27 protein-coding genes and 1 riboswitch are annotated in these 23,414 nt (G+C 68.8%); of the genes, 21 read left to right on the top strand and 6 right to left on the bottom strand.

Translation table 11 applies throughout. The features are described 5' to 3' along the window. Positions 1 to 165: 165 nt before the first annotated feature. A complete protein-coding gene (locus tag ACZ3HL_RS11370; RefSeq protein WP_465530407.1) occupies positions 166 to 2,280 on the bottom strand; it encodes a HelD family protein in 2,115 nt (704 codons plus the stop codon). A gap of 122 nt (positions 2,281 to 2,402) precedes the next feature. On the opposite strand from ACZ3HL_RS11370, the gene rsmD reads away from it, so the two are divergent. From rsmD to ACZ3HL_RS11305, 13 genes are all read left to right on the top strand, one after another. Then, positions 2,403 to 2,957 carry a 16S rRNA (guanine(966)-N(2))-methyltransferase RsmD gene (rsmD, locus tag ACZ3HL_RS11365; protein WP_465413735.1) on the top strand — a complete coding sequence of 185 codons (555 nt, stop codon included), beginning with the start codon at positions 2,403 to 2,405 and terminating at the stop codon, positions 2,955 to 2,957. 53 nt (positions 2,958 to 3,010) lie between these two features. After that, the gene (gene coaD / locus ACZ3HL_RS11360) at positions 3,011 to 3,493 is read left to right on the top strand and encodes a pantetheine-phosphate adenylyltransferase (protein WP_034323497.1); all 483 of its coding nucleotides are present in this window, start codon (positions 3,011 to 3,013) and stop codon (positions 3,491 to 3,493) included. A gap of 88 nt (positions 3,494 to 3,581) precedes the next feature. After that, positions 3,582 to 4,274: a ribonuclease domain-containing protein gene (locus ACZ3HL_RS11355; protein WP_465530405.1), complete on the top strand. Its 693-nt coding sequence runs from the start codon at positions 3,582 to 3,584 to the stop codon at positions 4,272 to 4,274. 67 nt (positions 4,275 to 4,341) lie between these two features. Next, positions 4,342 to 4,857 (top strand): RNA polymerase sigma factor, encoded by a 516-nt coding sequence (locus tag ACZ3HL_RS11350; protein ID WP_465530403.1) that lies wholly within the window; start codon positions 4,342 to 4,344, stop codon positions 4,855 to 4,857. After that, positions 4,857 to 5,618, top strand: coding sequence for a hypothetical protein (locus ACZ3HL_RS11345; protein ID WP_465530401.1), 762 nt, complete (start codon positions 4,857 to 4,859; stop codon positions 5,616 to 5,618). Before ACZ3HL_RS11350 ends, ACZ3HL_RS11345 begins: the two co-directional genes overlap by 1 nt. Before the next feature lie 119 nt (positions 5,619 to 5,737). Next, positions 5,738 to 6,463 carry a DivIVA domain-containing protein gene (locus ACZ3HL_RS11340; protein ID WP_465413727.1) on the top strand — a complete coding sequence of 242 codons (726 nt, stop codon included), beginning with the start codon at positions 5,738 to 5,740 and terminating at the stop codon, positions 6,461 to 6,463. 179 nt (positions 6,464 to 6,642) lie between these two features. Continuing rightward, positions 6,643 to 7,260, top strand: coding sequence for a YceD family protein (locus ACZ3HL_RS11335; RefSeq protein WP_126733546.1), 618 nt, complete (start codon positions 6,643 to 6,645; stop codon positions 7,258 to 7,260). A 72-nt stretch (positions 7,261 to 7,332) separates the two neighbouring features. Further along, positions 7,333 to 7,515 (top strand): 50S ribosomal protein L32, encoded by a 183-nt coding sequence (gene rpmF / locus ACZ3HL_RS11330; protein ID WP_005160412.1) that lies wholly within the window; start codon positions 7,333 to 7,335, stop codon positions 7,513 to 7,515. Positions 7,516 to 7,530: 15 nt separating this feature from the next. Then, positions 7,531 to 8,277: a ribonuclease III gene (gene rnc, locus ACZ3HL_RS11325; RefSeq protein ID WP_465530399.1), complete on the top strand. Its 747-nt coding sequence runs from the start codon at positions 7,531 to 7,533 to the stop codon at positions 8,275 to 8,277. Positions 8,278 to 8,554: 277 nt separating this feature from the next. After that, positions 8,555 to 9,415 (top strand): bifunctional DNA-formamidopyrimidine glycosylase/DNA-(apurinic or apyrimidinic site) lyase, encoded by an 861-nt coding sequence (gene mutM / locus ACZ3HL_RS11320; protein WP_465530397.1) that lies wholly within the window; start codon positions 8,555 to 8,557, stop codon positions 9,413 to 9,415. A gap of 67 nt (positions 9,416 to 9,482) precedes the next feature. Further along, positions 9,483 to 9,923, top strand: a complete 441-nt coding sequence (locus tag ACZ3HL_RS11315; protein WP_465413721.1) for a helix-turn-helix domain-containing protein — start codon at positions 9,483 to 9,485, stop codon at positions 9,921 to 9,923. Further along, on the top strand, positions 9,924 to 10,481 hold the full coding sequence (locus tag ACZ3HL_RS11310; RefSeq protein ID WP_465530395.1) for a hypothetical protein: 558 nt from the start codon (positions 9,924 to 9,926) through the stop codon (positions 10,479 to 10,481). It begins immediately after the preceding gene. Beyond that, positions 10,478 to 11,662, top strand: a complete 1,185-nt coding sequence (locus ACZ3HL_RS11305) for an MAB_1171c family putative transporter (RefSeq protein ID WP_465530393.1) — start codon at positions 10,478 to 10,480, stop codon at positions 11,660 to 11,662. The genes ACZ3HL_RS11310 and ACZ3HL_RS11305 overlap by 4 nt, the downstream gene beginning before the upstream one ends. On the opposite strand, the gene ACZ3HL_RS11300 is transcribed toward ACZ3HL_RS11305, so the two are convergent. From ACZ3HL_RS11300 to ACZ3HL_RS11285, 4 genes are read right to left on the bottom strand one after another with little or no spacing between them, the layout of a single operon-like run. Beyond that, on the bottom strand, positions 11,659 to 12,012 hold the full coding sequence (locus tag ACZ3HL_RS11300; RefSeq protein WP_465413714.1) for a DoxX family protein: 354 nt from the start codon (positions 12,010 to 12,012) through the stop codon (positions 11,659 to 11,661). The two genes, ACZ3HL_RS11305 and ACZ3HL_RS11300, sit on opposite strands and share 4 nt — an antisense overlap. A 27-nt stretch (positions 12,013 to 12,039) precedes the next feature. Continuing rightward, positions 12,040 to 12,729, bottom strand: coding sequence for an ABC transporter permease (locus ACZ3HL_RS11295; protein WP_465530391.1), 690 nt, complete (start codon positions 12,727 to 12,729; stop codon positions 12,040 to 12,042). Then, a complete protein-coding gene (locus ACZ3HL_RS11290) occupies positions 12,726 to 13,613 on the bottom strand; it encodes an ABC transporter ATP-binding protein (protein WP_465413710.1) in 888 nt (295 codons plus the stop codon). Before ACZ3HL_RS11290 ends, ACZ3HL_RS11295 begins: the two co-directional genes overlap by 4 nt. After that, a complete protein-coding gene (locus tag ACZ3HL_RS11285; protein ID WP_126733537.1) occupies positions 13,610 to 13,987 on the bottom strand; it encodes a GntR family transcriptional regulator in 378 nt (125 codons plus the stop codon). The genes ACZ3HL_RS11290 and ACZ3HL_RS11285 overlap by 4 nt, the downstream gene beginning before the upstream one ends. A gap of 162 nt (positions 13,988 to 14,149) precedes the next feature. Between ACZ3HL_RS11285 and ACZ3HL_RS11280 the strand changes: the two genes are divergently transcribed. From ACZ3HL_RS11280 to aspS, 3 genes are all read left to right on the top strand, one after another. Next, positions 14,150 to 14,473, top strand: a complete 324-nt coding sequence (locus ACZ3HL_RS11280) for a PadR family transcriptional regulator (protein WP_034323457.1) — start codon at positions 14,150 to 14,152, stop codon at positions 14,471 to 14,473. Continuing rightward, positions 14,470 to 15,714, top strand: a complete 1,245-nt coding sequence (locus tag ACZ3HL_RS11275; protein WP_465413707.1) for a DUF1700 domain-containing protein — start codon at positions 14,470 to 14,472, stop codon at positions 15,712 to 15,714. Before ACZ3HL_RS11280 ends, ACZ3HL_RS11275 begins: the two co-directional genes overlap by 4 nt. Positions 15,715 to 16,384: 670 nt before the next feature. Beyond that, positions 16,385 to 17,638: an aspartate--tRNA(Asn) ligase gene (gene aspS, locus ACZ3HL_RS11270; protein WP_465530389.1), complete on the top strand. Its 1,254-nt coding sequence runs from the start codon at positions 16,385 to 16,387 to the stop codon at positions 17,636 to 17,638. A 51-nt stretch (positions 17,639 to 17,689) separates the two neighbouring features. Here the strand turns inward: aspS and ACZ3HL_RS11265 are convergent, their stop codons facing one another. Beyond that, on the bottom strand, positions 17,690 to 18,214 hold the full coding sequence (locus tag ACZ3HL_RS11265) for a YflT domain-containing protein (RefSeq protein ID WP_125673321.1): 525 nt from the start codon (positions 18,212 to 18,214) through the stop codon (positions 17,690 to 17,692). A 228-nt stretch (positions 18,215 to 18,442) separates the two neighbouring features. Between ACZ3HL_RS11265 and ACZ3HL_RS11260 the strand changes: the two genes are divergently transcribed. The 5 genes from ACZ3HL_RS11260 (at position 18,443) to ACZ3HL_RS11240 (ending at position 23,126) form a co-directional block, all read left to right on the top strand. Next, entirely contained in the window at positions 18,443 to 19,807 is a 1,365-nt protein-coding gene (locus tag ACZ3HL_RS11260) for a glutamine synthetase family protein (protein ID WP_465530387.1), read from the top strand. Continuing rightward, positions 19,788 to 20,501: a gamma-glutamyl-gamma-aminobutyrate hydrolase family protein gene (locus tag ACZ3HL_RS11255; RefSeq protein WP_465530385.1), complete on the top strand. Its 714-nt coding sequence runs from the start codon at positions 19,788 to 19,790 to the stop codon at positions 20,499 to 20,501. The genes ACZ3HL_RS11260 and ACZ3HL_RS11255 overlap by 20 nt, the downstream gene beginning before the upstream one ends. Beyond that, positions 20,498 to 21,859 (top strand): aldehyde dehydrogenase family protein, encoded by a 1,362-nt coding sequence (locus ACZ3HL_RS11250; RefSeq protein ID WP_465413699.1) that lies wholly within the window; start codon positions 20,498 to 20,500, stop codon positions 21,857 to 21,859. Before ACZ3HL_RS11255 ends, ACZ3HL_RS11250 begins: the two co-directional genes overlap by 4 nt. 4 nt (positions 21,860 to 21,863) lie before the next feature. Then, positions 21,864 to 22,631 carry a 3-oxoacyl-ACP reductase gene (locus ACZ3HL_RS11245; RefSeq protein ID WP_465530383.1) on the top strand — a complete coding sequence of 256 codons (768 nt, stop codon included), beginning with the start codon at positions 21,864 to 21,866 and terminating at the stop codon, positions 22,629 to 22,631. Between the two features lie 120 nt (positions 22,632 to 22,751). Next, positions 22,752 to 23,126 carry a four-helix bundle copper-binding protein gene (locus ACZ3HL_RS11240; RefSeq protein ID WP_465530381.1) on the top strand — a complete coding sequence of 125 codons (375 nt, stop codon included), beginning with the start codon at positions 22,752 to 22,754 and terminating at the stop codon, positions 23,124 to 23,126. Between the two features lie 167 nt (positions 23,127 to 23,293). Beyond that, positions 23,294 to 23,387: riboswitch (glycine riboswitch) on the top strand. Positions 23,388 to 23,414 lie beyond the last annotated feature (27 nt).

Genomic DNA, 23,414 nt, shown 5'->3' with positions numbered 1-23,414 from the left:
CACACGTGTCGTCCATCCAGTCACGCGTGTCGTCCGTTGGATCACGCGTGTCGTCCGTCCCGGCACGCCGAACTCGCGTGATCAGGCACGTAACTCGCGTGCTTGAAGGCGTAACTCGCGTGATTGAGCGGCGAACTCACGTGATCAGATGGACGACTCGCGTGATCAGGCGGCCGGGATCCAGTCCGGGTTCGAGGCCAGGACGGTCAGCTGCTGGGTCGCGCGGGTCAGCGCGACGTACAGCACCCGGCGTCCGGTGGTCGACTCCGTGATGAGGTCGTTCGGCTCCACCAGGACCACGGCGTCGTACTCGAGGCCCTTGGAGTCGAGGCTGCCGACGACCTTGAGCCGCTCGTCCGACAGCCCGTCGAGCCAGCCTTCGATCTCGGGCACCCGGTCCATGGCGGTGATCACGCCGACGGTGCCTTCGACGACCCCCAGCATCTCCTTCACCGCGGCCTGCGTCGCCGCCTCCAGGCCGGCGGCCTCGACGGGCCGGACCTCCGGTGTGACGCCGGTCTGCCGCACCGCGCGCGGAAGCTCGTCGGCCTCCGCGTGCCCCGCGACGACCTTCGCGGCCAGATCGAAGATCTCCGCCGAGTTCCGGTAGTTGGTGCGCAGGGTGAACCGGCGCCGGGTCGTCTTGAGCCCGAAGGCCTGGTCCCGCGCCATCGCGGCCTCGGCCGGATCCGGCCAGGAACTCTGCACCGGGTCGCCGACCACGGTCCAGCTCGCGTACTTGCCGCGCCGCCCGACCATCCGCCACTGCATCGGCGAGAGGTCCTGCGATTCGTCGACGACCACGTGCGAGTACTCGTCGTAGTGCTCGGGCCGGGTCGGGGCGCCGCCGCGTTCCGGGTTGACCTCGATGTTCTGGCGGGCCCGGCGGCTCTTGGGCGGCGTGCCGATGAGGACGCGCAGCTCGTCGAGGAGCGCGACGTCCGCGATGGTCCAGCCGCGCGAGCGGTCGGCGAAATCGGCCGCGAGCATGCTGATCTCGCCGCGGTTGAGCAGGCCCTTCGCCGCGGAGGCGAGCCGCTTCTCGCTGCCGAGCCAGCGCAGGATCTGCGCCGGGTACAGGATCGGCCACCAGGTCACCAGGAACCGGTGGAACTCGATGCGCTCACCGAGTTCGGTGATCAGCTCGGCCTTGTCGATCTGACGCCCGTCGTCCTTCGCGTGCTGCTCGGCCTTCGCGGCGAGCGCGTCGAGCAGCAGTTCGGCGGCGCGGATCCGCGACCGGTTCGGCGGCCCGCCCGCGGTGTGCACCTTGCGGCGCACCTTGTCGAGCTCGCGCGCGTTGAGCCGCAGCACCTCGCCGCGGTAGACGATCTTCATGTCCTCCGGCGCGTCTTCCGGCGTGTCCCGCAGCGCGCGCAGCAGGATCTTGCGCATCCGCAGCGATCCCTTGATCGCCGCCAGCGGAGCCGGGTCCTGACGGGTCGCTTCCAAGCCGTCGAGGACCTCGCCGAGCGCGCGCAGTTCGACGTTCGTCTCACCCATCGACGGCAGCACCCGCGAGATGTAGCTGGTGAACACCCCGGACGGGCCGATCACCAGCACACCCGCGCCGCCGAGCTGGCGGCGGTGGCGGTAGAGCAGGTACGCCGCGCGGTGCAGCGCGACCGCGGTCTTGCCGGTGCCGGGGCCGCCGGTGATCTCCGTGACCCCGCGCCACGGCGCCCGGATGACCTCGTCCTGCTCCTTCTGGATGGTGGCGACGATGTCCCGCATCTTCTCGCCACGCGACCGGCCGAGCGCGGCCATGAGGGCGCCTTCGCCGACGATCTGCATCCCGTCGGGGACCGCGTCGGCGATCAGGACGTCGTCGTCGACGTCGAGCACGTTCTGGCCGGAGCACCGGATCACCCGGCGCCGGACGACGTCCATCGGCTCCTCGGCCGTCGCCTGGTAGAACGCCGCGGCCGCGGGCGCGCGCCAGTCGGTGACGAGGTTGTCGAACTCGGCGTCGCGGATGCCGAGGCGGCCCACGTAGATGTGGTCGTTGTCGAGGTGGTCGAGCCTGCCGAACACCAGGCCCTCGTACTCCGCGTCGAGGGTCTGGAGGGTCTGATTGGCGTGGTACACCATCATGTCCCGTTCGAACAGCATGGACGCCTGCTCGAAGATGGCTTCCCGCCCGGCGCCATGGCCGATCTCATAGCCCTTGGTACGCATGGCCTCAGCCTGGGCTCGCAGTTCGGCGAGCCGGGTGTAGACGGTGTCCACATGGGCTTGCTCGATGGCGATCTCGGCCCGTCTGACCCGAGGTTCGGACACGCAACGCTCCTAAACGCTTCTATCGCCTCCGAGGGCGAAGGACGACTCTACGCGAGCTGGGCGGCGGCTTCACCAAGTCCCGGCCAACGTCACGATGGAAGGCGTTGAGGCACGATGCACCCATGACCAGGATCGTGGCGGGGACCGCGGGCGGCAGGCGGCTGAAGGTCCCGCCGAAGAGCACGAGGCCCACCTCGGAACGCGTGCGCGAGGCGCTGTTCAACGCGCTCGAGGTCGCCGGCGAACTGCAGGGGGCCCAGGTCCTCGACCTTTACGCCGGTTCGGGCGCGCTCGGGCTGGAGGCGTTGTCCCGCGGCGCGTCCGGCGCGCTGTTCGTCGAGTCGGACCGGCGCGCGGTCGAAGTGCTCAAGGGGAACGTCGCCGCGCTGGGGCTCGGCGGCACGGTCCGGGCCGGGGCCGTCGAGTCCGTCGTGGCCGCTCCGGCGCCGGAAACGTTCGACATCGTCCTCGCCGATCCGCCCTACGCAGTCGATTCCACCCGCCTGGGGGAGGTCATGGCCGCGCTCGCGGCGGGCCGGTGGATCACCGACGGGGCGCTTCTGGTGATCGAACGCGCCGCGCGGGACGGCGAGCCGGACTGGCCGCCGGGTTTCGAGCCGATGCGGACGAAGCGCTACGGCGACACCGCGCTCTACTGGGCCGAATATCAGGTGTGACGCAGAACGCGCAGAACGCGCAGGACGTTCCCCGCCTTGGTAGCGTCCGCGCCATGCGGCGTGCGGTCTGTCCCGGGTCCTACGACCCGGCCACCAATGGACATCTCGACATCATCGAGCGGGCGGCCAAGCTGTTCGACGAGGTCGTCGTCGCGGTGGGGGTGAACAAGAGCAAGAAGGGCCTGTTCACCACCGAGGAGCGGATGGACATGCTTCGCGAGATCACCGCGAAGCTGCCGAACGTCCGCGTCGACTCGTGGCAAGGACTCCTGGTCGACTACTGCCGCGAAAACGACATCATCGCGGTCGCGAAGGGGCTGCGGTCGGTCAGCGACTTCGACTACGAGCTCCAGATGGCGCAGATGAACCGTGAGCTGACCGGGCTCGAAACCCTGCTGATGGCGAACAACCCGGCGTACGGGTTCGTGTCGAGCTCGCTGGTCAAGGAGGTCACCGCGCTCGGCGGCGACATCGAGCACCTGGTGCCGCCGGTAGTGTTCAAACGCCTCTCGGAGAAGTATTCCGAACGAGGTTGACCCGAACGGCCGAAGCCGTTGGTCGGTAGGCGGCGAGAGTTCATCTCGGCGCCTTCTGGTGAATACGCGATCGGGTTATGGTCCGAAAATGACCAACAAACGATCGCGGGTCGCCGCCGCGCTGCTCGTTCTGCTTGTCACGTTCTTCGGTGGGCTCAGTGCCGCGCAGGCCACGGCCGCCCCCGTTTCCATCCAGCAGAACCCGTGCGGGGATCTCACCGGGTTCAAGCACGTGTCGCTGTCGTCGCTGCCCGCCGAGGCGACGACGACCTACGACCTCATCCAGAAGGGTGGCCCGTTCCCGTATCCGGACAAGGACGGCACGGTCTTCTCCAACCGCGAGAACATCCTCCCGAAGTGCGCGTCGGGCTACTACCGCGAGTACACGGTCCCGACGCCGGGCTCGCCCGATCGCGGTGCGCGCCGCATCGTCACCGGTAACGCCGGCGAGCACTTCTACACCGCCGACCACTACAAGACCTTCTCCGTGATCGACGCCGACGGCACCCCGGCGCCGTCCTGCGGTGACACCTCGAAGCTGACGAAGATCGGCTACTCGACGCTGTCCTCCGCCGCGAAGTCCGTGGTGGACAAGGCCCGTGGCGGCGCGACCGGCACGGTCTACGAGAACCGCGAAGGCGTGCTGCCGTCGTGCGCCGCCGGCTACTACCAGCTGTTCCCGGTGGGCACGAGCGACCGCGTGATCTCCGGCAAGGGCGGCGAGGTCGTCTACACGCCGGACCGCTACGCGACCTTCAAGCTGGTGAATCTCGCCGGCTGACCCGTCCGTGCAACATTTCGTGCCTCCTCGTCCGTGAGATACACCGGAACGCGGACGAGGAGGCACGATGCGGTCTGGGGACGATGCGAGCTTCAGGGAGTTCGCCAGGGACAAGGCGCTACCGCTCAGACGGACGGCGTACCTGCTCTGCGGCGACTGGCATCTCGCGGAGGATCTGGTCCAAGTCGCGCTCATCAAGCTCTACCGGGTCTGGCCGAAGGTCCGCCGGAAAGGGCCCGTCGACAACTACACGAGGCAGATCCTGATGCGCTGCTGGCTCGACGAGCGGCGACGTCCATGGCGGAGCAGAGAGAACCGCGACGGCGTCGTCCCCGAAGAGCCCGTGGCCCCGGCGACCGCCGGGATCTCGGATTCGCTGCTGCGCGCCCTCGCCGAAGTTCCCCCGAAACAGCGCGCCGCCGTCGTGCTGCGCTACTGCGCCGATCTGCCGGCCGCGGAGGTCGCCGTCGCGCTGCGCTGTTCGGAAGGGACGGTCAGGAGCCAGGCCGCGCGGGGGCTCGACGTCCTCCGCGCGGCCCTGCAGAGACAGCACGACGAGGCTGTCTCCGGGAGGAGCGCGTGATGGACGAACTCGAGAACAGGCTGCGCGGGATCACACTGGCCGAGCCCCCGCTCGGCTTCGACCCGGACGAGGTCGCCGGTACGGCGGCGAAGAAGGTGCGGAACCGGCGGGCGGTGGCGCTGACCGGGGGAGCCACGCTGGCGGTGATCGCGGCGGCGGTGGTGTTCGTGGCGCCGGGAAGCGGTCCGGCGCAGGTCTCACCGGCCGCTTCTTCGGCGCAGGCCGCGCCGAAGGACGATCTCCAGCACCTCAAGGACGTGGTGCCGAAGGTGATCGTCGGCGCGAAGGACATCGAAGTGGGTGCCTTCGCGGCAGCGCACGGCGACCTGAAGACCTCGCAGATCAGGTTCACCGACGCCGAAGGGCGGGAGCGGGGCGTCAACCTCACCATCAGCGGTCCGGTGAGCACGAAGGAGGGCTATCCGCGCGAGGGCCGGTGCGAGCCGGAGAAGCTGGTCGACGGGATCGGGCCCGACCGGAAACCGATGCGGTGCGCGGAACTTCCCCAGCCGGACGGGAGCTTCGTGGTGATCACCGAAACCGCCCCGAAATCCGCGGGCTCGGACGGCGACGTCATCATCGGCCAGGGCGTTTCGACCGGGCAGGCGGTCGGCCGGAACGCGATCGCCTTCCGGCCCGGCGGCGGGGCGGTGAACGTCTTCGATCTCGGCACCCTCGACGACGCCACGCGGGGCGGCCCCTCCCTGACCGACCAGCAGCTGCTGGCGCTGATCCTGGATCCGGCCTTCGACCCGAGGTGATCATGGCGCGCGGTACCGGCGGGGACACGCCCGGTACCGCGCGCTTTCACCCCTTACGGCGGCGATGAGGGCAAACTGATCTCAGGGAATGTGGGGATCGCTGTAGGTAGGGAGTGGCCGTGTACCGGGTTTTCGAGGCGCTCGACGAGCTCGTCACCATCGTGGAGGAAGCCCGCGGCGTGCCGATGACCTCCAGTTGTGTCGTCCCGCGCGGGGACACCCTGGAGCTGCTCGACGACATCCGCGACGCGCTGCCGGGCGAGGTGGACGACGCCCAGGACGTCCTGGACAAACGTGATCAGCTGATCCAGACCGCCCGCACCGAAGCGGCGGAGACGATCACCACGGCGAACACCGAGGCCGACCGCACGGTCGCCGACGCGCAGGCCGAGGCCGAGCGCATCCTCGCCGACGCCCGCGCCCGCGCCGAGCAGATGATGGGCGACGCGCACGCCGAGGCCGAGCGCATGGTGGCCGCCGGGCAGGCCGAGTTCCAGAACCTCACCGACCGCTCCCGCGCCGAGTCGGAGCGGATGATCCAGGCCGGTCGCGACGCCTACGAGCGCGCCATCGAGGACGGCCGCGCCGAACAGGCCCGGCTCGTCGCCCAGACCGAGGTCGTCCAGGCCGCGCACGGCGAGGCGGCCCGCATCGTCGACGAGGCGCACGTCGAGGCCGACAAGCAGCGCGGCGACTGCGACGCCTACGTCGACGGGAAGCTGGCCGAGTTCTCCGAACTGCTGGCGACCACGCTGCGGACGGTCGACTCCGGGCGCAACCACCTGCGGTCCCCGGTCAACCTGCCGGGCAACAGCCGGACGTCGCTGTACGACTACCAGAGCTGATCGCTCGAGTACCTGAAGGCCCCCTTCGCCGCGCTAGACGCAGTGAAGGGGGCCTTCACGGACTCGCGGCTCCGTCCAGTGCGCCCGATGTGGCATCGGGGACACTCGTCCGCCGCGCACTGGTGGCTCACCGACCGCGCCCGAAAGTGAGTGGCGGTACCTGCGTACCCTGGTGACCGATGTCTGAGAACAAGTCGCCGCAGGCCAGGCCTGCGCAACTGGACGACCGGAACCCGTGGGTGCTCGACACCCGCGAACTCGGCCGTCACGCCGGCCTGAGCAAGGCCGTCCAACGCTCGATCCCCGTCGAGACCGCGCTCGGTGTGCCCGACGTCATCACCATCGACGCCGGCTCCACCCTCGAACTCGACCTCATGCTCGAGTCCGTCGTCGAGGGTGTGCTCGTGAGCGGCACGGCGTCCGCCGTCGCGACGGGGCACTGCTCGCGGTGCCTCGACCCGATCACCGAGGACGTCGAGGTCGACCTGACCGAGCTCTTCGCCTACCCCGGCTCCGCGACCGAGGAGACCACCGACGAGGACGAGATCCCCCGCCTGGTGGACGACCGGATCGACCTCGAGCCGACGGTCCGGGACGCGGTGGTGCTGGCGCTGCCGCTGGCCCCGCTGTGCGCCGAGGACTGCCGGGGACTGTGCACCGAATGCGGTGTCAAGTGGGCCGATCTCGAGCCCGGTCACGGGCATGAGAAGATAGACCCTCGGTGGGCCGCGCTGGTCGATCGTTTCGATGACGAAACGGGCGATGACCAGGCCGATGGCCCCGGAAAGCAAGCCTGACGAGCACCAGCTCGTTCCGGAGAAGCAAGTTCGCTCGCGACCGCGGGCAGACCGTCTGAAGGAGATCTACTCGTGGCCGTCCCGAAGCGGAAGATGTCGCGATCCAACACCCGCGCGCGCCGCAGCCAGTGGAAGGCGGCTCCGGTTCAGCTGGTGCCCTGCTCCAACCGCGCCTGCAAGCAGCCGAAGCTCCAGCACATCGCGTGCCCGGCCTGCGGCCAGCACAACGGTCGCCAGGTCGTCGAGCCCGCCTGATCGGCAGCCGACGACATGGGGGGCAAATCTGCCGGTGGACCACCCGCGGACCCCGCACCACTGCTCGAAGCTCTCGGGATCACGATCGAACCCGAGCTGCTGACGCTGTCGTTGACCCACCGTTCTTATGCCTATGAGAACGGTGGGTTGCCGCCGAACGAGCGTCTCGAGTTCCTCGGGGACGCGGTGCTGGGCCTGGTCGTCACCGACCACCTCTACAACACCCATCCCGAACTTGCCGAGGGACAGCTCGCGAAACTCCGTGCCAGCGTGGTCAACATGCACGCGCTGGCCAGGGTCGCGCGCGGTCTCGGTGAGGGCGGGCTGGGCAAGCACCTGTTGCTGGGCAAGGGCGAAGAGCTCACCGGCGGCCGGGACAAGGCGAGCATCCTCGCCGACGGGCTCGAAGCCGTCATCGGCGCCGCGTACCAGCAGCACGGCATCGACGTCGCGCGCAAGCTCGTGCACCACCTGTTCGACGACCTGCTCGCCGAGGCGCCGCTGCGTGGCGCCGGCCTGGACTGGAAGACCAGCCTCCAGGAGCTGACGGCGTCGGCCGGGCTCGGCGTGCCCGAGTACAAGGTCGAGGACACTGGGCCCGATCACCGCAAGGAGTTCAGCGCCACCGTCCTCGTCGGCGGGCGCGAACTCGGCTACGGCTCGGGAACGACCAAGAAGGAAGCCGAGCAGAAGGCCGCCGAGACGGCCTGGCGACAGCTTTCGGCCGAGCTCGACATCGATCAGCCGCCGAAGACGACCTGAGTCCTCCTCAGCTGGACGGTTCGTTGACGCGTGCGCCGGTGAATCAGTAACGTCAGCGCAGTCCGCCGCCACTGACGCGACCGTTCAGGTCGCCTGTCGAGGTCGGCGGATGCGTCATTTCTGCCTGGTCACAGCGATGATTTTGGCGCTGGTGACAGGTCCTGCCGCTGCTTCGGGTGCTCAGGTCGTCCGGGTGACGTCGCTGACCCCTCGTGAGTGGTGAGGACGGTTAGAACCGTCCTCACCACTCACGAGGGCCGGTGGGAGAATCGACGGTATGCCCGAACTTCCCGAGGTCGAGGTGGTCCGTGCCGGGCTCGAGGCGCATGTCTCCGGCCGGACGATCACCGAGGTCGAAGTCCTCCATGCCCGTGCGATCCGCCGCCACGAACTCGGCGCCGAGGACTTCGGCGGACGGCTTTCCGGGGTGAAGATCGCCGCCGCCCGCCGTCGCGGCAAGTATCTGTGGCTGGAGCTCTCCGACGGCCAGGCCATGCTCGCGCACCTCGGCATGAGCGGCCAGATGCTCGTCCAGCCCGGCGACGCGCCGGACGAGAAGCACCTTCGCGTGCGATTCCGCTTCGCCGACAAAGGGCCGGAGTTGCGCTTCGTCGATCAGCGGACCTTCGGAGGGCTCGCGCTCGCGGAACTCACCGAGGTCGACGGGACGGCGTTGCCGGGCACCATCGCGCATATCGCCCGCGACCCGATGGATCCGCGGTTCGACCTCGACCAGGCCGTCCGCGCGCTGCGGTCGAGGCGGACCGAGCTCAAACGCGCCCTGCTCGACCAGACGCTCGTCTCCGGGATCGGCAACATCTACGCCGACGAGGCACTCTGGCGCTCCAAACTCCACTGGGCCCGCCCGACCGACAGGCTCACCGCCGCCCACGGCCGCGCCGTGCTCACCGCCGCCAGTGACGTGATGGCCGAGGCGCTGGTCGCCGGCGGGACGTCGTTCGACGCGCTGTACGTCAACATCAACGGCGAGTCCGGCTACTTCGACCGGTCACTCGACGCCTACGGCCAGGAAGGACTGCCCTGCGGCCGGTGCGGGACGGCCATCCGGCGCGACCCCTTCATGAACCGGTCGTCGTTCTCCTGCCCGCGGTGCCAGCCGAAGCCGCGCGCGAGGTGAAAACTGTCGTGTACGCCATAGGCGCCGCGTCAACTAGCATGAACGGGCACGACAGGTAGGGAGTGGGATGGTGGCCGCGACCGAGCCCGGTAAGACGACGCTCGCCGAGAAGATCGACAAGCTGTTCCAGATCGTGCTGAGACCCGATCGCGAGACGTACAGCCATGAGGAGGTCGCCAAGGCCTGCCGCGAGGCGACCGGCGAAAGCTTCTCGACGACGTACCTGTGGCAGTTGCGGACGGGGCGTCGCGACAATCCGACGAAACGCCACCTCGAGGCGCTCGCGCAGTTCTTCGGTGTCTCGCCCGCGTACTTCTTCGACGACGAGCAGAGCGCCAAGATCGCCGAGGAACTCGCGCTCCTCGGTGCCCTTCGCGACGCCGGTGTCCGCGACGTCGCGCTGCGGGCCGTAACGCTTTCCCCCGACGGACTCGACACCATCAGCGACATGATCGACGCGATCGCCCGCAGGGAATCCGGACGGGGCGGCCCGAAGAAGGAGTCGTGAGTGGACCGTCGCCGTAAGGAGTTGTGGCGCCGCTGCCGGAGTCTCGCCGACGGCGTCACCCTTCCGGATCCGTTCGACGCCGGGGCCTTCGTCGCGGAGCTGGCGGCCGAACGCGGCCGTCCCATCGAATTGATGCAGGTCAGCGTTCCTTCCAGCGGTCCGTGCGGGTTGCTGATGAGCACGGAACGCGCGGACTACATCCTGTATCCGACCAACACCACCGCCCTGCACCGGCGGCATATCCTGCTGCACGAGGTCGGCCATCTGGTGTGCGGTCACGTCGGTTCGGACGCCGGGGCCGACGGGATCGTGCTCGACGCCGCCGCCGGAAAGACCCTCATGCCGAATCTGTCGCCCGAACTCGTCCGCCGTGTCCTCGGCCGCACGGGGTACAGCGCCGTCGAGGAGCAGGAGGCCGAACTGCTCGCCAGCCTCCTCGCGCACCGTGTCGCGCGGACGGCGGTGCACGGCGCCGCGCGCCCCGGCGAGAGCGGGAGCGATCTCGCCGGCGGGATGGCGAGGGTCGACGACCTCTTCGGCAGCCGGAAACGGCCGTGACCGAGACCATCGCGTACTTCTGCTGCGTGGTGGCGTTCGCGGGCTTCGGCTACAAGCTGATCCAGGCCCGCCGCACCCAGCCCCTGCGGCGGATGTGGTTCCTCAGCGCCTTCGGGATGTGCATCGCGGGCGGCATCATGCTGCTCACCCCGGCCATGGAGAACGCCGTCGGTGTCGAAGAACCCATCGGCAGTCTCCTGAACCTCGGGGCCGACCTGCTCAAGATCGGCGCGATGGCGTTCGCGGTCGCGTTCGCGCGTTCGCTGAAACTGGGGGAGGGCACGCGGATCGGGTGGCACGCGGTGCTTTCCTGGACCGTGGTGGCCGCCGAAACCGCGCTCTTCTTCTTGTCCGGCAGCTACCGGGTAGGCGACCACACCGCCGCCGGGCCGGGCGGGCTCGGCTGGTTCGTCGCGTACAACGTCCTTTTCCTCGTCTACGGTCTGATCAGCCTGCTGACCTTCTCGATCGTCTTCGCCCGCTTCGCGCGTCATGCCGCTCCCGGTCCGCTTCGCATCGGGCTGTGGCTGCTCGTCGGTGGCGGGATTTCCGCACTGGGCTGGACTTTCTGGGACGTCGACGACATCTACATCCTCGCCACCACCGGCGCGGTCGACGCCGGCGAGGACACGTTCTCGGCGATCCTGGCGGCGCTGAGCGTCGGGCTCGCCGGGGCGGGCGCGACGCTCAGCGTGTGGGGGCCCGCGCTGGCCACGCCGTTTCGGCTGATCGGCGCGTACCGGACCTACCGCCGGATCGAACCGTTGTGGGCCGCGCTGCGCGACGCGGTCCCCGGAATCGCGCTGGACCCGGGCCCCGGTATGCCGGGCGGCGTCGAATTCGCCTTGTACCGCAGGGTCATCGAGATCCGGGACGGCCATCTGGCGTTGCGGCCCTACTTCGATCCGGACGTCCCGCCGCTCGCGGAAGCCGAGGCACGTGAGGCGAAGGTCCCCGAAGCCCGGATCGCCGCGACGATCGAGGCCGCGGCCTTGGCCGCCGCGCTCGTCGCCTCCGAGACGGGCCGCCGGTACGCCCCCGACGACGTTCCGGCGACCTACCTCGACGAGCCGGACATCGCCACCGAGGCGGCGTGGCTGGTGGAGGTCACGCACGCCTGGCGGCGGTCCACTGTGGTCGGACGCGTTCGCGACCGAGCCCGTGAAACGCTCGCGGCTTAAGCGGAAACGATCGCGGTGACGGCGGCCGCCGCCGAGACCAGCGCGAGCCAGACCGGCGGGGCGACGTCCTTGATCCCGTCGCCAGCCCGCACGTGGGAGACCGCCGCCCCGATCAGCAGGGCCACCAGGCCGATCGCCGCCGCGACCCCGAGCGGCCGCCAGAAGAACCCGGCCACCAGGCCCGCCGCCCCCGCGAGTTCGAGCGCGCCGATCCCTTGGATCGCCCGGACCGGGAAGCCGAGCCTCCCGGTCCGGGACACCAACGCCGGCTGACGCAGGATCTTCGCCACCCCCAGCGCGGCGAAGATCGCGGCCAGCAGCACCGACAGCACCACATGAGTCACGGCCATCACGGAACTCCTTGGTGTGGAAGGGTTTCAGACCGTGACGCGGCGCATCGTGGCGAATCCGCCCGCCCCCGCGACGCAGACCAGCAGGGCGACCACCCCGGTCACTCCGCCGACGGTCAGCGTGCTGAAGAACGTGCCGACCTTCGGCCAGGAATCGGTCCAGCTGAGCAGCAGCACCCCGCCTACCAGTAGCAAAACCTGCACAGCGGTGAACAGGGTCACGCCCAGCACCGCGGCGCGCCGGTAGATCAGGCCGTACCACATGCCGTAGACGAACATCAGCGTCAGCAGCACGAACGACGTGAGCAGGGTCAGGTACCAGGGACCGTCGAGCAGCCAGGGCACCCGGAAGTAGTTGAGGCCGATCCCCCAGCCGCCGGTCGCGTTCTCGATCGTCTGGAGCACGACGATCCCCACCGCGTAGAGCGCCGACAGCCCGGCGATCAGCAGGACCGTGCCCAGGTAGTACGACCGCCTCGACACGCCGAGCGCGAGCCCGAACGGCAGCGACTTCGTCATGCTCAAGGCGCCGCAGACGAACATGAACACGTACAGCGTGAACAGGCCGCCCGAGTAGTTCTCCTCGGTTGTCTCGGGGATCACCGCGAAGACGGTGAGATTCACCAGGAACGCGAAGAACGTGACGCCGACCGGGAGGACGACGTACTGGAGCCGGTCCACCAGATGGTAGCGCGCGACGTTGATCAGGGTGTTCATGCGGACGCCTCCTCTGCGGTCTGTCCGTTGGAGGTGTGCACCATCAGTTGCTGCAAGGAAAGCGGTTCGAGTTTCAGGTGCAGGGCCTTCGCTTTCGCCGTCGCGGCGGCGTCGAGCGCGTCGGCGACGGTGACCGAAGCCCGCGAGCCGATCTTGCGGCGGTGCAGCACCCGGCGGCCGCTGACGAAATCGTCCACCGCGAGGGCGGGACCCGAGACCGTGACGGCCGAGCCGCGCAGTTCGTCGGCCGCCGCGTCGAGGGCGACGCGGCCCTTGTCGATCATCACCACGTGCTCCAGCAGATCGGCCACTTCGTCGATCAGGTGCGTGGAGAGCAGGATCGTGCGCGGATGGGCCGAGTAGTCGTCGAGCAACCGGTCGTAGAACAGCTGGCGTGCGACGGCGTCGAGGCCCGCGTACGGCTCGTCGAGCAGCGTGAGTTCCGCTCGCGCCGCTAGCCCGATCGTGATGGACAGCGCCGAGCGCATCCCTCGCGAGAGCTTCTTGATCGGGCGCTTCGTCGGCAGGTCGAAATCGCGGAGCAGCGTGTCGGCGAGTTCCGCGTCCCAGTTCGGATAGAACCACGACGCCGCCGAAAGCGCGTGCCGCACCTTGAAATCCGGGAACTGCTGGTCTTCGCGGACGAGTACCAGGCGCTTCAGCACCCGCTCGTTCTCGACCGGGCTCTCGCCGAACACGCGGACCGAGCCCGCGCTGGCGAACTCCTGCGCGGTGACGATGCGCAGGAAGGTGCTCTTGCCCGCGCCGTTGCGGCCCAGCAGGCCGGTGATCTTGCCTTCTTCGATGTCGACCGAGACATCGCCGAGCGCGAGATGGTCGCCGTAGCGCCGGGTCAGGCCGGTGGTCGAAATGGTCGGCGTCATGCGGCGGGTCCTCCGTTCCGGTGTCCGTTCCCGCGGATGAGCGAGATCAGGGTTTCGTCGTCGATGCCGAGGCGCCTGGCTTCGCTGAGCATCGGGTCGAGGTACTGCTCGGCGAACCGCTGCCGCCGGTCGGTGAGCAGCTTCTGCCGCGCGCCGGCGGCGACGAACATGCCGATACCGCGCCGCTTTTCGAGCAGGCCGTCGTCGGCGAGCACGTTGATCCCCTTGGCCGCCGTCGCCGGATTGATCCGGTAGAAGGCGGCGAGTTCGTTGGTTGACGGCACGCGTTCCCCCTCGGCCAGGCTTCCCTCGGCGATGTCGTCGGCGATCTGTTCGGCGATCTGCGCGAACAGGGGTGTTCCTTCGTCGAGCACGACACCTCCGTCCCCAGTCTTCGGGCACCTCATTGGTGCAGTGGTTCATTACTGGACTAAGTAACCCATGAACCACCCCTCGGGCGCAAGTAGTCTCCGCCTTGCGCACTACTGTGCAATGCGTGGTACCTTCTGTTGCGTAAGACTGGGAGGGACGCGACTGTGGAGATCAGTCAGCTACTCAAAGGCGTGCTGGACCTAGCCGTTCTCGCGGTGCTTCGCGGAGAGGACGGCTACGGCTACGACGTACTCCGAAGACTTCGTATCGCGGGGTTGCAGGAGGTGGGCGACGCCTCGGTGTACGGGACGCTCCGGCGCTTGTACAAGGCGGGCCTGCTGACGTCCTATGTGGTGCCGAGCGAGGAAGGCCCGCACCGCAAGTACTACAGCCTCAACGAGCCGGGTCGCCAGCGGCTCGAAGAGTCGGGGCAGACCTGGCGGACTTTCGCCACGACGATGAACAGCCTGTTGGGAGAGGCAGCATGAGCACGCAGAATCCGACCGCCGTGCGGGTGTATCTGGCGAGGGTCAGGAGCGCGCTCGCCGACCTGCCCGAGAGCGAAGTCGAGGAGATCCTCGAGGACGTCCGGCCGCATCTCGCCGAGATGGAGGCGGAGCTGGGGGACAACCCCAAGGTCGACGCCCTGATCGAGCGGCTGGGCAGCCCCGAAAGCTACGCCGCCGAGTTGCGGGCGTCCGGCGGCTACCCGCCGCGTCCGGCCGAGGCGGGCGACAGGACCACCGTGCTGAAGGTGAAGACCGGGATCGGCGGAGCGCGGTTCGCGTTCTGGGGTCTGGTGTTCTCGGTGGGTGGCTTCGCGCTGTTCGGCTTCGCCGCCGCGGTGTGGGTCCGGGTGGAACCGTTGCTGGGCCTGCTTTTCGTCGCACCCGTGCTCGCGATCAGCGTCGCCTACGTGGTCCGGAAGGGAGTCGCCCCGATCGCGGAACTGCCCGAGGTGGTCAAGCTCCGCGAAATCGCGGCCTCTTTCCAGAAAGACCGGAACAGCAAGGGGCTGAACTACTTCCGCACGCTCAAGCCGGCGTGGTGGGTGCTGTGCGCGGCGGTGCTGGTCGTCTTCGGCCTGCTGCTCGTGCTCCGCGACACCGAAGCCGTGCTGCTCCTGCCGCTGATGCTGCTGGCGGCCGTCGCGGTGGTCTGGGCGGGCCCGAAGCTGAAGGCCGACCGGCGGCTGCTCTGGCTGGCTGTGCCGATCTCGGCGTTCGTCATCGGCAGCATGCTCGGCGGTGCGGGCGCGGCGGTCGACCTGATCGCGAAGCGGTCCTACGGCAACGGTTCCTACAACGGCCAGTACACGCCGAGCGCCAACGACGGCTACGGCAATCCGCAGTTGACGTACGGCAGCCAGGACGTGGAGAACATCTACGCGTTCGACGCCGAGGGCAAGCCGCTGGCCGAGGTCTACCTCTACGACGAGAACGGCCGTCCGCTCAGCACGACCCGGTTCGCCTGCGAGCGGAGCACGGGCGAGAAGCGGAAGGTCGGCGACGACAACCGCTACCCGCGACCGAGGCTCGAACGGGGAGTCCAGGACAACGAAGGAAACCTCAACGGCTACAACGGTTCCCGTAGCTACTGTCTGGAAAGGACGGACGTGCCGTTCAGCGCGGCGATCCCGAAGGGTGCTCCGGTGCCGCCTTCGACGACCGCCCAGGCTCCGCCTTCGTCCCCGGCGCCGCCGTCGAACTCCACCCAGCCGACGCGCTAGGTGGCCCCGGGTGGAGGCGGCCGTCGGGGGCGCCTCCACCCGCATTTCGTGGGTGGTCCGGGACGGGTGGCGGCACCTTCTCGCTGTCCTCGGTAAGGCAAGGTGGCGGGTTGCGAAAGCCACTTTCGCAACCTTCAACGTTGCGAAAGTGGCTTTCGCAACCTCGGGTGCAGGGTGGCCAACCCCATTTTCCAAACCTACAAGGTTGCTAACGTGCATTCCCCAACCTCGGGTGCAGGGTGCGGTAGTGAAGAGGGGCCTTCGCTACCGCACCCTGTTGGCCGGCTCGGAACCATGCCGCGAAGGCCGCTCTCTGGGGAACACCGGCGGTTGGGCCCGCGAACCACCGCGTTCAGAGGACGAAATGCGGATGCGGGGGTCGCCCCGGGCGACGTAGCCTCCGGGGCAACGCGTTGACGGAGACGAGTAGCCAAGGGACCACGCGAGCCCAGAGAGCCGCCGGTAGCTGGGAAGGCGGCCTCGCGCCCTTCGGTGAAGACCCTCCCGAGTGCGGGGAGGAACGGCGTCCGCGCCCCATGCCCCGCCGTCCGGCCCTCGTCACGGGCCATCGAGGCCGCCGTCCCAGGCGGCGGCGAAAGTGCGGTGGTACCGCGAGTTCCCTTCTCGCCCGCACTCCCAAGGGGTCGCGCACATCCGTACAGGAGTTGTGATGATCTCGCGTGTCCTCGCCGCCGACCTGCCCCGGCACGTCGGCGGCCGTGTCCGCGTCGCCGGCTGGGTGCACCGCCGGCGCCGCCTGAAAACCGTCACCTTCCTGGTGATCCGGGACCGTTCCGGACTCGCCCAGGTGGTCCTCGCCGAACCTGGTGGCCCACCTGAAGAAACCGTCGTCGAGGTCGAGGGGCTCGTCACCGCGAATCCGCAGGCGCCGGGCGGGCTCGAACTCACGGAGCCGTCCGTCGGGCTGCTGTCCGAACCCGCCGAACCACCGCCGTTCGACCTCTACCGGCCGTCGGTTCCGGCGGCGTTGCCCACGGTGCTGGACAACGCCGCCGTCGCGCTGCGGCATCCGCGGCTGAAGGAGGTTTTCACGGTCGCGGCGGCGAGCGTCGCCGGGTTCCGGTCGGCCCTGGACGGGCTCGGGTTCACGGAAATCCAGACGCCCAAGATCGTTTCGTCGGCCACGGAATCCGGTGCGAACGTCTTCGGCATCGACTACTTCGGCAGGCGGGCCTTCCTCGCGCAGTCCCCACAGTTCTACAAACAGGCGCTGGTCGGGGTTTTCGAGCGCGTGTACGAGGTCGGCCCGGTCTTCCGCGCCGAACCGCACGACACCGCGCGGCATCTGGCGCAGTACACCAGCCTCGACGCCGAACTCGGTTTCATCGACGGCCACCACGACGTCATGACGGTGCTGCGGGAAGCCATCGCCGGGATGGCCGCCGCGGTTCCGCGGGCGGATGTCTCGGTGCCCGAGGAGATTCCGGAGATCCACTTCGCGGAAGCCCAGGAGCTGATCGCGCGGCTGTCGGACGAGGACCCGCGTGGCGAGCCCGACCTCGCGCCCGCGCACGAGCGGCTGCTTTCGGATTGGGCGCTGCGCGAACACGGATCGGAATTCCTGTTCGTCACCGGCTATCCGATGGTGAAGCGGCCGTTCTACACGCATCCGGACCCGGAGCGGCCCGCGTACTCGAACAGTTTCGACCTGCTTTTCCGCGGGCTGGAACTGGTGACCGGCGGACAGCGGCTGCACCGGCACGCGGACTACGTCGCCGCGCTGGCGGCGCGCGGTGAGTCCATCGAGCCGTACCGCGACTACCTGTCCGTCTTCGCGCACGGGATGCCGCCGCACGGCGGTTTCGCGCTCGGTCTCGAACGCTGGACGGCCCGGCTGCTCGGGCTGCCCAATGTCCGTCAGGCGACGCTGTTCCCGCGTGACCTGCACCGCCTGACCCCGTAAAGCCGCGAGCCGGCACCTCTCGGAGAGGTGCCGGCTCGCGTGGGGTGAGGCTCAGTGGGTGAACGCGCTCCTGGCGGCCAGGTCGGCCAGCAGGGCACGGCCCTTCTCGGCGTTGCGCGGCTGGGCCAGGACGTCGTAACGCCGGGCGACCAGCTGGCTCTGCGAGATGAACCCGCGCTTGTTCTTCGAGGCCGCGTACCCCAGCGCGCCGAAGAGCAGGTTGAACCCGATACCGCCGACGAGGCCGACGAGGATCGGCACCAGCCCGGCGCCCGGGTTCAGCAGGCTCAGCACGAGGCCGAGGAACATACCGAACATCGCGCCCGACAGCGCCGAGCTGGTGAGCACCTTGCTCCAGCCCATCCGGCCGGCGATCCGCTCGACCAGGACCGGCTCGACACCGACGATGGTGACGTCCGTGATCGGGAAGTCCGTTCCCGCGAGGTGGTCGACGGCACGCTGCGCCTCGGAGTACGACTCGTACGAGCCGATCGGCCACCCGCTGGGCATCGTCGGGAGCTGAGCCCGCCCCTGGGGCTCGGTGAACGTGGTCTGCTGCGTGAATGCCTGTGTCATTCCTTCTCACCTCTCTTGATCCGTACAACGTCCCGGATGCGCGGATCTCCTCCCGGTGCGGCGGGATTCACAGCATCTTCTCAGCCGGGCATCGGAGACAATCCGCCCAGGGATCAACTACGGTGAGCAATGGGTAACGAACCAGACCATTGGCCGAGTTGACCGGGCTGGGTCGACCCGGTAGGAAGAAGCCGCAAAGGTACCGCTTCGAACCTTTAGGTGAGGCTGATGGCGAACAGGCGCGGCATGCTCACGCTCGATCGGCTCCGGGAACTGGTCGAGGACGGCACCGTCGACACGGTGCTGGTGGCGATCACCGACATGCAGGGCAGGCTGCAGGGCAAACGCTGCGCCGCCGAATACTTCCTCAACGAGGTCGTCGAGCACGCCACCGAAGCGTGCAACTACCTGCTCGCGGTCGACGTGGACATGAACACCGTCGACGGCTACGCGATGTCGTCCTGGGAGACCGGCTACGGCGACTTCGTCCTGCGCCCGGACTTCGGCACGCTGCGTCTGCTCCCTTGGCAGGAGGGCACCGCGCTCGTCCTCGCCGACCTCGAACGGGTCGAGGGCGGGGCCGTGGCCCCCTCGCCGCGCCAGATCCTGCGCGGTCAGCTGGACAGGCTCGCCGAACGTGGTCTCGCCGCCTACGTCGGGACCGAACTGGAGTTCATCGTCTTCGACGACACCTACGAGTCGGCCTGGGACAAGCGGTACCAGGACCTTCGCCCGGCCAATCAGTACAACGTCGACTACTCGATGCTCGGCACCGCCCGGATCGAGCCGCTGCTGCGCCGTATCCGCAACGACATGGGCGGAGCGGGCCTGTACGTCGAGTCGGCCAAGGGCGAGTGCAACCCCGGTCAGCACGAGATCGCGTTCCGCTACGCCGACGCGCTGACCACCTGCGACAACCACAGCGTCTACAAGACCGGCGCCAAGGAGATCGCCGCGCAGGAGGGCAAGAGCCTCACGTTCATGGCGAAGTACAACGAACGCGAGGGCAACTCCTGCCACATCCACATCAGCCTGCGCTCCGCCGAGGGCGAACCCGTCCTGGCCGGTGACGGCCCTGGCGGGTTCTCGCCGCTGATGGAGCACTTCCTCGCCGGTCAGCTGGCCGGACTGCGCGAGCTGACCTACTTCTTCGCGCCGAACATCAACTCCTACAAGCGTTTCGTCCCCGGCAGCTTCGCGCCGACGGCCGTCGCGTGGGGCACCGACAACCGCACGTGCGCGCTCCGCGTCGTCGGGCACGGTGATTCGCTGCGCACCGAGAACCGCGTCCCCGGCGGTGACGTGAACCCGTACCTCGCGGTGGCCGCGCTGATCGCGGCCGGGTTGCACGGTATCGAGAACGAACTGGAGCTGGAACCGGAGTTCCGCGGCAACGCCTACGGTTCCGGCAAGCCGACCGTGCCGACGACCCTGCGGGAGTCCGCGGCGCTGCTGGACGGGAGCGCACTCGCGAGGTCCGCGTTCGGGGACGAGGTCGTCGACCACTACCTGAACGCGGCGAAGGTCGAGCTGGCCGCGTACGACGCCGCCGTCACCGACTGGGAGAGGATCCGTGGCTTCGAACGTCTCTGAGCCCCTGATCGGGCTCACGTCCTATCTGGAACCCGCGAAGTTCCTGGTGTGGGAGACCGAAGCGGCACTGCTCCATCGGGTCTACGTCGACGGGATCGTCGCGGCTGGTGGGATTCCGGTCCTGCTGCCGCCGGTGAGCACGGCACACGATCGGCTGATCTCCGCCGTGGACGGGCTCGTGCTGGTCGGCGGCGCCGACGTCGACCCGGCGCGCTACGGCCAGGAGCAGCACGCGACGACGTACACGAGGCCGAACCGGGACGCCTTCGAGTTCGGCCTGCTGCGATCCGCTTTGGACAGTGGGAAACCGGTGCTGGGCGTGTGCCGGGGGCTGCAGGTCCTCAGTGTCGCGCTGGGCGGCACGCTCGCGCAGCACCTGCCGGACACCTTGGACACCAGGGATCACCAGCCCGCGCCCGGGACCTTCGGCACCACTACGGTGAGCCTCGCCGGGGGCAGCCGCGTCGCGTCGATCCTCGGCGCCGAGACCAAGGTGCCGTGTTACCACCATCAAGCGATCGACAGGCTCGGGGACGGGCTGGTCCCGGTCGGCTGGGCCGCCGACGGGACGATCGAGGCGGCCGAGCTGCCCGGCGACGGGTTCGTCCTCGGCGTCCAATGGCATCCCGAGCAGAATCCCGACGACATCAGGCTTTTCGAGGCACTCGTAGAAGCGGCTAAGGAGCGCGCATGACGTTCGAGGTGATCAACCCCGCCACGGAAGAGGTGGTGCGGTCGGTCGAGCCGACCTCGGCCGAGGAGACCGACGCGGCGATCGCCCGCGCGCACGCGGCGTTCCCCGCCTGGCGTGCCGTGGCCCCCGGCGACCGGGCGCGGCTGCTGCGCCGGTTCGCCGACGCCGTCGACGCCGACGTCGAGAACCTCGCCGCGCTGGAGGTCGCCAACGCCGGCCACACGATCGGCAACGCGCGCTGGGAGGCGGGCAACGTCCGTGACGTGCTGACGTACTACTCCGCGTCGCCCGAACGGTTGAGCGGCAAGCAGATCCCGGTACCCGGTGGCGTGAACATGACGTTCCACGAGCCGCTCGGCGTGGTCGGGGTGATCGTGCCGTGGAACTTCCCGATGCCCATCGCGGGCTGGGGGTTCGCGCCCGCGCTCGCCGCCGGGAACACCGTCGTGCTGAAACCCGCCGAGCTCACTCCGCTGACCGCGATCCGCCTCGGTGAACTCGCCCGCGAGGCGGGGATCCCCGCGGACGTCTTCCAGGTGCTCCCCGGCAAGGGATCGGTGGTGGGGCAGCGTTTCGTGGACCACCCGGCGGTGCGGAAGGTGGTGTTCACCGGCTCGACCGAGGTCGGCAAGCAGATCATGGCGGGCTGCGCCGCACAGGTGAAGCGGGTGACGCTGGAGCTCGGCGGCAAGAACGCGAACATCGTCTTCGCCGACGCCGACCTGGAGAAGGCCGCGGCCACCGCGCCGTACGGCGTGTTCGACAACGCCGGGCAGGACTGCTGCGCGCGGTCGCTGATCCTGGTGCAGTCGAGCGTGTACGAGAAGTTCATGGAGCTGCTGGAACCCGCGGTGAACGGGGTGGTCGTCGGGGATCCGCGGCTGGAGGTGACCGAGATGGGGCCGCTGATCTCCGCCGGGCACCACGCGAAGGTGTCGTCCTATGTGGACGACTCCGCGCCGGTCGCCTTCCGGGGCAACGCGCCCGTCGGCCCCGGATACTGGTTCGCGCCGACCGTAGTCACCCCGCCCGACCTGCGGCATCCGCTGGCGTCGGAGGAGATCTTCGGCCCGGTCGTCGCCGTGGTCCCGTTCGACGGCGAGGCGGACGCGGTGACCATGGCCAACCAGACCGAGTACGGGCTGTCCGGCTCGATCTGGACCCGCGACGTCGGCCGCGCCTTCCGCGTCGCGCGCGGTGTCGAAGCGGGGAACCTGTCGGTCAACTCGCATTCGTCCGTCCGGTACTGGACGCCGTTCGGCGGATTCAAGCAGTCCGGGCTCGGTCGTGAACTCGGCCCGGACGCCGTCGACGCCTTCACCGAGACCAAGAATGTCTTCATCAGCACGGAGGAATAAGCAAATGGTTCAGCGTTTCGAGGGCCGTGTCGCGGTCATCACCGGCGGCAGCAGCGGTATCGGCCTCGCCACCGCGCGGCGGCTGGCGAGCGAAGGCGCGAAGGTCGTCATCGGTGACATCTCCGCCGAGGCGGGCAAAGCCGCGGCCGACGAGGTCGGCGGCCTGTTCGTGCAGGCCGACGTCACCGACGCCGAGCAGGTCGAGGCCCTGTTCCAGACCACTGTGGACACTTTCGGCTCGGTCGACGTCGCGTTCAACAACGCGGGCATCTCCCCGCCCGAGGACGACTCGATCCTGACCACCGGCATCGACGCGTGGGAGAAGGTGCAGAAGGTCAACCTGACCTCGGTGTACCTGTGCTGCAAGGCGGTGCTGCCCCACATGCAGCGGCAAGGGAAGGGCTCGATCGTCAACACGGCGTCGTTCGTCGCGGTGATGGGCGCGGCGACGTCGCAGATCTCCTACACCGCGTCCAAGGGCGGGGTGCTGGCGATGAGCCGGGAGCTGGGCGTGCAGTTCGCGCGGGAGAACATCCGGGTGAACGCGCTGTGCCCGGGGCCGGTGAACACGCCGCTGCTGAAGGAACTGTTCGCGAAGGACCCCGAGCGGGCCGCGCGACGGCTGGTGCACGTACCGGTCGGGCGGTTCGCGGAGCCGGAGGAGATCGCGGCGGCCGTCGCGTTCCTGGCGAGCGACGACGCTTCGTTCATCACGGCTTCGCAGTTCCTGGTGGACGGCGGTATCTCGGGCGCCTACGTCACGCCTCTCTGACCACGGACCGGGCCCAGGGTGCGCGTCACTCGTCCCGGTGGCTGGGATGGCGGGTCGCTGACCTGCGCTGTAGTCCTGACAGCGCGAAGCCAGCATCCAGGACCACAGGGAGGCCCCAGAATGACCCGGCAGATGAGCACCGCCATGCGTGACTGCATCGACCTGTGCAACGAGTGCCACGTCAGGTGCGAGGAGATGATGACGCGCTGCATGGAGGTGGGCGGTGCGAAGCTCGGGATGATGATGGTGACCTGCGCGGACATGTCCCGCATGTGCGCCGACATGATGATGCGCTGCTCCGCCATGGTCGCCGACCTCGAAATGATGCGCATGTGCGCGAAGATGTGCGGCCTCGCCTCCCAGATGATGCGCATGTGCGCCGAGGAGTGCGCCAAGACCGGCGACGCCGAACTCGCCGACGCCGCCGACATGATGATGCGGTGCGCCGAGCTCTGCGGCACCATCACCGCCGAAATGATGATGGAAACCGCGTAACTCGCGTGCTCAGAGCCGTCACTCGCGTGCTTGAAGGCGTAACTCACGAGTTACGCCTCTGATCACGCGAGTTACGGCTCCAAGCACGCAAGTGACGTGCTCGGCTGGAAGTAGACGCGCGTCGAACACGCCAGGTACGGTGTGCGCACAACTTCAGACAGGGCCGTCGAGCTGGAGCGGGAGAGCCCCCATGAACGTGGTGGGGCACCGAAGGAGCAAACTCCCCGGAATCTCTCAGGTACCCACTACCGCTTCACGCGAGGCCACTCTGGAAAGCAGGCGCGCAAG

The sequence above is a fragment of the Amycolatopsis sp. NPDC000009 genome (genome assembly GCF_055563465.1).
Note: the sequence above shows the minus strand (reverse complement) of the source record. Positions and strands in the feature narration are given on the sequence as shown.

Bases quoted from the DNA above. Each gene is read 5' to 3' on its own strand.
- ACZ3HL_RS11355 (WP_465530405.1), top strand. From the start codon at position 3,582: ATGACCAACAAACGATCGCGGGTCGCCGCCGCGCTGCTCGTTCTGCTT.
- ACZ3HL_RS11250 (WP_465413699.1), top strand. From the start codon at position 20,498: ATGACGTTCGAGGTGATCAACCCCGCCACGGAAGAGGTGGTGCGGTCG.
- ACZ3HL_RS11345 (WP_465530401.1), top strand. From the start codon at position 4,857: ATGGACGAACTCGAGAACAGGCTGCGCGGGATCACACTGGCCGAGCCC.
- aspS (WP_465530389.1), top strand. From the start codon at position 16,385: ATGATCTCGCGTGTCCTCGCCGCCGACCTGCCCCGGCACGTCGGCGGC.
- ACZ3HL_RS11275 (WP_465413707.1), top strand. From the start codon at position 14,470: ATGAGCACGCAGAATCCGACCGCCGTGCGGGTGTATCTGGCGAGGGTC.
- ACZ3HL_RS11240 (WP_465530381.1), top strand. From the start codon at position 22,752: ATGACCCGGCAGATGAGCACCGCCATGCGTGACTGCATCGACCTGTGC.
- rsmD (WP_465413735.1), top strand. From the start codon at position 2,403: ATGACCAGGATCGTGGCGGGGACCGCGGGCGGCAGGCGGCTGAAGGTC.
- mutM (WP_465530397.1), top strand. From the start codon at position 8,555: ATGCCCGAACTTCCCGAGGTCGAGGTGGTCCGTGCCGGGCTCGAGGCG.
- rnc (WP_465530399.1), top strand. From the start codon at position 7,531: ATGGGGGGCAAATCTGCCGGTGGACCACCCGCGGACCCCGCACCACTG.
- ACZ3HL_RS11300 (WP_465413714.1), bottom strand. From the start codon at position 12,012: ATGGCCGTGACTCATGTGGTGCTGTCGGTGCTGCTGGCCGCGATCTTC.
- ACZ3HL_RS11265 (WP_125673321.1), bottom strand. From the start codon at position 18,214: ATGACACAGGCATTCACGCAGCAGACCACGTTCACCGAGCCCCAGGGG.
- ACZ3HL_RS11350 (WP_465530403.1), top strand. From the start codon at position 4,342: ATGCGGTCTGGGGACGATGCGAGCTTCAGGGAGTTCGCCAGGGACAAG.
- ACZ3HL_RS11290 (WP_465413710.1), bottom strand. From the start codon at position 13,613: ATGACGCCGACCATTTCGACCACCGGCCTGACCCGGCGCTACGGCGAC.
- ACZ3HL_RS11315 (WP_465413721.1), top strand. From the start codon at position 9,483: ATGGTGGCCGCGACCGAGCCCGGTAAGACGACGCTCGCCGAGAAGATC.
- ACZ3HL_RS11260 (WP_465530387.1), top strand. From the start codon at position 18,443: ATGGCGAACAGGCGCGGCATGCTCACGCTCGATCGGCTCCGGGAACTG.
- coaD (WP_034323497.1), top strand. From the start codon at position 3,011: ATGCGGCGTGCGGTCTGTCCCGGGTCCTACGACCCGGCCACCAATGGA.
- ACZ3HL_RS11245 (WP_465530383.1), top strand. From the start codon at position 21,864: ATGGTTCAGCGTTTCGAGGGCCGTGTCGCGGTCATCACCGGCGGCAGC.
- ACZ3HL_RS11295 (WP_465530391.1), bottom strand. From the start codon at position 12,729: ATGAACACCCTGATCAACGTCGCGCGCTACCATCTGGTGGACCGGCTC.
- ACZ3HL_RS11335 (WP_126733546.1), top strand. From the start codon at position 6,643: ATGTCTGAGAACAAGTCGCCGCAGGCCAGGCCTGCGCAACTGGACGAC.